Genomic DNA, 8,083 nt, shown 5'->3' on the forward strand with positions numbered 1-8,083 from the left:
CTAGCCCTGCTCTTCTGCAGTGTTTGCGGCAGCCGATTCTGCGCTCGCGTGCTCGTCGCTAAAGTGCAGGAAGCTCTTGAGCACCAGCTCACGCACCGCGTGCAGCAGGGTATCGCGCGGATGCTGCTCCTGCGTACCGCGTGCCGCGGCGGCGGACTCGTCGTATTCGGGCCAGGACAGCAGCATGGCAAGGGCCGCCACAATCTGACCGACGGCAAGCTCACCATCGCTTGCCGACGCAAAGCCCGCCGTCTCGGTGGAGAGCAGCTGGGTGCGGCACAGACCTGAACCGGCACGCAGCAAAATGACGCTGGGGTGCTCGGCGCCGGGGCGGCCGTGGCGTTCCTCGGTGACGTCCTCGGCGACCTCCAGGTGCGTGGCGAGGAGCGCCTCATCGTCCATGGCGGCGAGGCGGTCGTAGCGGCGTACGGACTCGGTGAGGGCGCGGGCAATGGGCTGCTGAATCGGGTAGGTAATCTCCTCGAATCGCTGCAGGGGCTCGGTTACGCCTGCCGCGGTAGATTCGTTCGGGCGGCGCAGCCAAATCATGCCGAAACCAATAGAATGAACGTTCCGGGAAGCGAAGTCGTTCAGGTACGCCACGTAGGTCTGCTCGTAGTGGCTGCGGTCGCGGTTCTCGCTCGCATCCTTCAGCCAGGTTTCCGCGTAGGAGGCGGGGGTCAGCGCCTCACGCTGAATGAACCACGCCTCCGCACCGCCGTCGGCAACCCAGGCGCGCGGACGCTCATCCCACGGGCGCGGTGCGTCCGGGTCCGCCGAATCGCGAATAATTTCCCAGTTGCCCAGCATCTGCGCGCGGCCACCGGGCACCAGCACCGACGGCAGCTGACGCACCATCGTGCTCACAATTTCGTCACCGGGCAGGCCGCCGTCGCGGTAGGTGAACTGCTCCTCGGCGCTCTCACCGGCAACGCGCGGGGTAATCACGAACGGCGGGTTCGACACCACCAGGTCAAAAAGCTCACCGGCGACCGGCTCCAGCAGGGAACCCTCACGCAGGCTCACGCGCGCCTGCGGGTTCTGCGGATCAATATTGAGCGCCTGCGCGTTCAGCAGCAGGTTAAAACGGGCGAACGCCAGGGCACGCTCCGAAATGTCGGTGGCGGTCACGTGCTCAGCGTGAGCGAGCAGATGGAAGGTCTGAATACCGCAGCCGGTGCCCACATCCAGGGCGCGCTTGACGGGGGTACGCTCGGTAATCTGCGCCAGAGTCAGGGAGGCGTGACCAATGCCGAGCACGTGATCCTTACGGAGCACTCCGGGGCGCTGATGCGCACCCAGGTCGGCGGCAACAAAGATTTCGGTGCCGTCATCGGCGGCGTGCGGGCGCAAATCAACGCTCGCGGACCAGCGGGTAGAATCCGCAGCGTCGCGCTCAATCAGCGCGGCATTCTCGAAGTCAACCAGGGCATCGCCGAAAACCTCGGCTGCCTCAGTCTCAGTGAGCGGGCGAGCCAGCAGGAAAAACGCCAGCAGACGCGCCAGGTTCTTCTCACCCGCACTGTAATCGCCGCGCAGAATATGCTCCACACGCCACAAGCCCGGAACCACCTGGTCACGAGCCATCGCCTCAGCCGCCTCAACACCGAGCAGCTCCTGCACAGCGTCATAGCTGTAGTTCAACGCCAACAGGCGTTCACGGATGCGGATCAGGCGGGCGTAATCATCGCTGCGGGGAGCATCCGCAACGGCGGCGTACTCGGGAGCGAAAGAGGCGGCAGAAATAGTCATGCACCCCATTCTACGCACCCGCCGCACCCTGCCGCCCTGCCTGGTCTTCCTACTAGCCGCCTTACCTAACCGCCCGAGCGCGCCGCACCGCTGCATGTGCTTTCCAGCTCCGACCCACCCACTGACCAAAACCGTCATCTACCGCAAGAGTGCCCACCCCATCGCATACACTGAAACCATGAGTAACCTGTACCCCGATGAAAGCATCAGCGTCGACAAGTGCTGGGAGCGCCTGCACGCGAACACTCTCGGCCGCCTCATCCTCACTGACGGACAGCACGTCGATGTGCTGCCCGTGCTCTACGCCGTCGCTCACCAGGGCGATACCCAGGAAATCTACATCCGCACCACTCGCGGCAATAAGTTCTCCTCCGTGGTGGTCAGCCGCCGCGTCGCCTTCGAAATTGATGAGACCCTCGAGGACGGTATTCGCTCCGTCATCGTGGTCGGTATTGCGCACTGGCTGCCGCCGGAAATGACCCCGCAGATCGTGCGCACCTTCGACCTGCCCGACTCCGAAACCCACGAAATGCAGTGGGTGCGCATCGTGCCGCAGACCGTGTACGGTCGCGAATACCCGCTGCTGCCCGCATACCTGGACGGCACCCAGCCCGACTCGGACACCCTCACCAGCTAGAAGCATCGGTTAGTGGGTGCCGTGCGGCGCGCCCCAGCACCCGCCCCCCATGTACCCCGTGCACACACCACCTCCTCGGTACCGTATGATGTACCGAGTACCCTGCGCACTCGTGCAGACTCAACAAAAATACTCACCCCCACCGACCGTCGCACCCGCGTACACCACAACCAGTCGGCGCCCACAAGCGCCAGCGTAGGTTATGGTTGAATACGTAGCTTTTCAACACACAGATAGAGGAGTGCCGTGCCCGCTCAGGCAAAGAACGGAAAAGCCCTGCTGATTGTGGAGTCTCCCTCCAAGGTCAAAACCATCAGCAGCTACCTCGGCGAGGACTACCTTGTCGACTCGTCCATGGGCCATATCCGCGACCTTCCGCAGCCCTCCGAACTGCCCGAAAACCTCAAGAAGAGCCCCGTCGGCAAGTTCGCTGTCAACGTTGAAGAGAACTTCGAACCCTACTACGTGGTCAACCCCGACAAGAAGAAAAAGGTCGCCGAACTCAAGCGCAAGCTCAAAGAAGTAGACGCGCTCTACCTGGCAACCGATGGTGACCGCGAAGGTGAAGCCATCGCATGGCACCTGAAGGAAGTCCTCAAGCCCAAGGTACCCGTCTACCGCATGACCTTCCCCGAAATCACCCGGGAAGCCATTCAGCGTGCCTTCGGCGAACTGCGCGACATCGACCTGCACCTGGTCGACGCGCAGGAAACCCGCCGCATCCTCGACCGAATCTACGGTTACGAAATTTCCCCCGTGCTCTGGCGCAAGGTCGGCCGCGGCCTCTCCGCAGGTCGCGTGCAGTCCGTCGCAACCCGCCTCGTCGTTGAACGCGAACGCGAACGCATGGCATTCGTCGCCGCCAACTACTGGGACCTGACCGGACGCTTCCTGACCGCATCCTCCGAAGGCTTCGACGCCAAGCTGGTCGCCGTAGACGGCAACCGTGTCGCAACCGGCAAGGACTTCGCCGACGACGGCACCCTCAACACCTCCAAGGTCACCCACCTGAACGAGGAAGCCGCCCGCGCGCTCGCCGCAGCTCTGCAGTCCGCCGCGTTCTCCGTACGCTCCGTTGAGACCAAGCCGTACAAGCGCCGCCCGGCAGCGCCGTTCACCACCTCCACCCTGCAGCAGGAAGCCGCACGTAAGCTGCGTTTCTCCTCCCGCGTGACCATGCAGGTGGCGCAGCGCCTCTACGAAAACGGTTACATCACCTACATGCGTACCGACTCGGTGGCACTGAGTGAGCAGGCTATTTCCGCCGCACGCCGCCAGGCATCCGAGCTGTACGGCGCCGAGTTCGTGCCCTCCGCACCGCGCGTGTACACCTCCAAGAGCAAGAACGCGCAGGAAGCACACGAAGCAATCCGCCCCGCGGGTGACACCTTCCGCACCCCGGACGCCGTGCGCGGCGCCCTGTCCAACGATGAGTTCCGCCTCTACGAGCTGATTTGGAAGCGTACCGTCGCCTCCCAGATGGCTGACGCGACCGGTTCCACCGCCTCCGTGCGCCTGGGCGCCGTGGCATCTAACGGCCAGGACGCCGAGTTCGCTGCATCCGGTACCGTCATCACCTTCCGCGGCTTCCTCGCCGCCTACGAGGAGGGCGTTGACGCATCCCGCGTGGCTGAGCGTGAGGCGAAGGACGCTGAGAAGCGCCTGCCGAACCTGACCACCGGCGAGGCACTGACCGCCGAGGCGATTGAACCCGCTGGCCACGAGACCCTGCCGCCTCCGCGCTACACCGAGGCGTCCCTCGTGAAGACCCTGGACGAGCTGGGCATCGGCCGCCCGTCCACCTACGCGGCGGTTATTTCGACCATCATGGACCGCGGATACGTGAACGTTCGTTCTGGTTCGCTGATTCCGTCCTGGATCGCGTTCTCCGTGGTGCGCCTGCTCGAATCCAGCTTCGGCCCCTACGTGAACTACGAGTTCACCGCGCAGATGGAAGAAGACCTCGACCGCATCGCACGCGGCGAAGAATCCCGCGTCGAGTGGTTGGACGAGTTCTACTTCGGCGGCGACTCCAAGCGCGGCCTAAAGCCCATCGTCGACAACCTCGGCGAGATTGACGCCCGCAGCATCAACTCCATCCCGATCGCGGACGGCATTGTGCTGCGCGTGGGCAAGTTCGGTCCCTACCTGGAGGCCGAAGGCACCCTCGACACCGAGACTGGCGAGCTGACCGAACCGGTCCGCGCGAATGTACCTGCCGACCTGGCACCGGACGAACTGACCGAAGCGAAGGCACGCGAACTGCTCGAACAGGGCAAGTCCGACGGCCGCGTGCTCGGCGTGGACCCGGTCTCCGGCAACCAGATTGTGGCTCGCGACGGTCGCTACGGCCCCTACGTTACCGAGGTGATCGAGGAGATGACCGAGGAGCAGATTCAGGCATACCTGGACGCGCAGCCGACCGAATACTACAAGAACGGTAAGCCCAAGCCGAAGAAGAAGCCGAAGCCCGCCAAGCCGCGCACCGCGTCCCTGTTCAAGTCCATGGACCTGGCGACCGTGACCCTTGAGCAGGCACTGCAGCTGATGAGCCTGCCGCGCGTGCTCGGTACCGACGCTGAGGGCGTGGAGATTACCGTGCAGAACGGCCGCTTTGGCCCGTACCTGAAGAAGGGCACGGACTCCCGCTCGATTGGCAGCGAGGACGAGATCTTCACGATTACGCTGGAGCAGGCGCTGGAGATTTACTCCCAGCCGAAGCAGCGCGGTCGTGCGGCGGCTAAGCCTCCGCTGGCTGAGCTGGGCGTGGACCCGGTCAGCGAGAAGAAGATCGTGGTGAAGGACGGCCGCTTTGGCCCGTACATCACCGACGGTATTACGAACATTACGGTTCCGCGTGCGGAGTCGGTCGAGTCGCTGACCCACGAGCGTGCGGTGCAGCTGCTTGCTGACAAGCGTGCGAAGGGCCCGGTCAAGCGTAAGACCGCCGCGAAGAAGACCACCACGGCTAAGAAGACGACTGCAAAGTCTACTACCGCGAAGAAGACGACCACTCGTAAGACCGCGGCGAAGAAGACCGCCGAGTAACGCTTCTACCTGAAGGCGCAGGATGCGTCCCGAACCCCTTAGTGGGGTGGGGCGCCTCCTGCGCCTTTTGCGTGCTCGGGCTTTTGCGTGTCCGGGGAACGTTTGCGCCCGTGTTTTGCGCGCGAAACCGGCGCGTTTTTAGGCTTGCGCTGTGCTGATGCTGGGCATCCGCCCGGATTGTTTGCGGAGTGACCCGCGCCTCTGACAGACTGGAAGAGGCGCCGCGCCTGCGGTACCGCACACAGACGATATCCCGCCGCGGGGCGGGGGAGGGGAGCGCATCGTGCGCCTGGGAGTTCTGGATGTCGGGTCGAATACGGTCCACCTGCTACTGATTGACGGCAGCCCTGGAGCGCGCCCCGAACCGTACGCGTCGCACAAGATTCCGCTGCAGCTTGTGCAGTACCTCGACGCCGAGGGCAATATTTCACAGGAGGGCGCGGACGCGCTGACCCGCTTCGTGACCAGCGCCCGCGACTTCGCGATCGAGAATGAGGCGGAGGACCTGCTGGCGTTCTCCACGAGTGCTATCCGTGAGGCGGGTAATGGTGCGGCGGTGCTGCAGCAGGTGCGTGAGCAGACCGGCGTGAGCCTGAACGGTATTTCGGGCGACCAGGAGGCGGCGATTACGTACTTTGCGGTGCGCCGCTGGCAGGGCTGGGGTGCGGGCCGTATCCTTGATTTTGATATTGGTGGCGGCTCGTTTGAGTTTTCGACGGGTACGAATGCGTTGCCGGATGCGGCGATGAGCGTGCCGTTGGGTGCGGGTCGTCTGACGCGTGAGTTTTTTGATGAGCAGCCGCCGAGCCCGAAGCAGGTGAAGCGTCTGCGTAAGTATGTGCGTGAGCAGATCGCCCCGGTGGCGGAGAATCTGCTGCGTTATGGTGCGCCGGATATGACGGTGGGTACGTCGAAGACGTTCCGTTCGTTGGCGCGTATTTGTGGTGCGGCGCCGTATTCGGCGGGCCCGCATGTGAAGCGTGAGATGCATCTGCAGGATTTGCGTCTGTGGACTCGTCGCATGGAGGCGATGACTGTGGAGGAGCGTAGCGATTTGCCGGGTGTTTCGAAGGCGCGTGCGGAGCAGATGCTGGCGGGTGCTATCGCTGCGGAGGCGGCGATGGAGGCGTTCGGGGTTGAGACGATGCGTGTGTGCCCGTGGGCGCTGCGTGAGGGCCTGATCCTGAAGCGTATTGAGCACCTGGCGGAGGGTACGGGTACTCCGGTCAACCCGAAGACCCTCCTGGGTGCTTAACTGATGTATAACGTGGCCGAATAGCCGCAACGAACCCCGCAGGCTGGTGTGTAGTGGGCACCCCGCCTGCGGGGCCACCGCTTTTCTTTTGTATATAACCCGCCGACAAAGATGTAGGAAAGGAAAAATCACCGATGAAAATCCAAGAAGTTATTGACGAAGTCAATGAAGCCTGGGGCGAAGAGCATGAAGAAAAAAGTAGAAAAATATTCCGAGATAGTGTACTAATAAACCCATTGTTAAAATTTATTGGGGTTACATTGATTTATTTATCTGGGATTATTATATATTCATTTAAGAGCTTTTTGGTTGACTCTTCAGCAGGGGTAGAATTGATTCAGGGGTGGGGGTATGTATTTAATATTCCCTACTTTTTATTTGATATTCGTGCAAGCATGATTTTATCCTTGGCGAGCATTCTTTTGAGTTTATATGTGAGTGTTGGTAAATTTGCAGAGGGGGCTGAGGGTCCTTCTGGGGATGCGCGGCGAGCTACTTATAGAAAGTTCGCACTTTTTACTAGTCGTTTCATGTTTGTGGTATTTGTTCTTAATTTTTGGCATGGTTTCCTTTCTGGTTATTTTCAAGGAAGTTCGTATGCTCCTGAAATTTTAGGTTCGTGGAAATATGGTCCTGAATGGGGTAAATTAATTATTCCTTCAGATATGAATCTGGGTAGATATAATGAAATACCTTTATGGATTTTATTGTTTTTTGCTTGGTTCACTCTATCTTCTGCTTCGTTTCTTGCATACAATGAAAAAGATATTCTTATACGAAACGCGTATCTTTTTGGAAGGAGTAACCATATTTACAGCAATGAATCGCTTAGCCTTGAATATCGGTTGGCTAGAGATTTAGTAGATAGTGTTCAGAACCCGGGTCAGCCTCCTTATAAACTGGGCTATCGATATAGTGGTTTGGATAAATATGACGGGAAGTTTTCTTATGATTCCAGCTATTTTGGATTTAAGTTTGATGTAAAAATTTCTACCTATTTAAAGGATTGTAAAGTCCTAGCCATTCTTGTTGTGTGGGCTATAGCAATTGCCTTGTTTGCTGTATGCTCGACTAATTATATTCAAGGTGGCAGGGTGTTTCTGGTTTCTCTGGTTGTTTTCTTCCCGATTTCTGCCTTTGAGCTCTTTAATTCCGTCCTTGACAGAAATCACTTGAATAAGAGTATTTATCGCGAGGTGGTTATGAATATGAGTTTAGGGAAAAGAATTCTGGATTATGTAAAATCTTTTTGGTCGGAGGCATTGGCTAAATTTATTGGTAGGGTTATTGCGGCAATGTTTTTAATTGTTGGATTCTTTTATTTTCTTGGTAGGGCTATGCGGGCGGGTATTCCCGAAAACCGGCTCTTCCGAGTTGAGTGTGGGTGACCG

General features: G+C 59.6%; 5 protein-coding genes. 4 read left to right on the forward strand and 1 reads right to left on the reverse strand.

The annotated features are described in order from the left end of the window. Positions 1-1,752 (reverse strand): DUF7059 domain-containing protein, encoded by a 1,752-nt coding sequence (locus HMPREF2842_RS01675; RefSeq protein WP_246823134.1) that lies wholly within the window; start codon positions 1,750-1,752, stop codon positions 1-3. Here HMPREF2842_RS01675 and HMPREF2842_RS01680 point away from each other — a divergent pair. The 4 genes from HMPREF2842_RS01680 to HMPREF2842_RS09150 all read left to right on the forward strand — a co-directional run bounded on the left by HMPREF2842_RS01680 (position 1,751) and on the right by HMPREF2842_RS09150 (position 8,080). Then, positions 1,751-2,389, forward strand: coding sequence for a pyridoxamine 5'-phosphate oxidase family protein (locus tag HMPREF2842_RS01680; protein ID WP_246823137.1), 639 nt, complete (start codon positions 1,751-1,753; stop codon positions 2,387-2,389). The genes HMPREF2842_RS01675 and HMPREF2842_RS01680 overlap by 2 nt on opposite strands. A gap of 246 nt (positions 2,390-2,635) precedes the next feature. Continuing rightward, positions 2,636-5,437, forward strand: coding sequence for a type I DNA topoisomerase (gene topA, locus HMPREF2842_RS01685; RefSeq protein ID WP_070642166.1), 2,802 nt, complete (start codon positions 2,636-2,638; stop codon positions 5,435-5,437). A gap of 283 nt (positions 5,438-5,720) precedes the next feature. Beyond that, a complete protein-coding gene (locus tag HMPREF2842_RS01690; protein ID WP_070642171.1) occupies positions 5,721-6,692 on the forward strand; it encodes a Ppx/GppA phosphatase family protein in 972 nt (323 codons plus the stop codon). Positions 6,693-6,826: 134 nt separating this feature from the next. Next, on the forward strand, positions 6,827-8,080 hold the full coding sequence (locus HMPREF2842_RS09150; RefSeq protein WP_141752167.1) for a hypothetical protein: 1,254 nt from the start codon (positions 6,827-6,829) through the stop codon (positions 8,078-8,080). The last annotated feature ends 3 nt before the right edge of the window (positions 8,081-8,083 follow it).

The organism is Rothia sp. HMSC069C10 (assembly GCF_001812205.1).
GTDB classification, from domain to species: domain Bacteria; phylum Actinomycetota; class Actinomycetes; order Actinomycetales; family Micrococcaceae; genus Rothia; species Rothia mucilaginosa.

Coding starts and splice junctions, on each gene's coding strand:
- HMPREF2842_RS01680 (WP_246823137.1), top strand. CDS start 1,751: ATGCACCCCATTCTACGCACCCGCCGCACCCTGCCGCCCTGCCTGGTC.
- HMPREF2842_RS01675 (WP_246823134.1), bottom strand. CDS start 1,752: ATGACTATTTCTGCCGCCTCTTTCGCTCCCGAGTACGCCGCCGTTGCG.
- HMPREF2842_RS09150 (WP_141752167.1), top strand. CDS start 6,827: ATGAAAATCCAAGAAGTTATTGACGAAGTCAATGAAGCCTGGGGCGAA.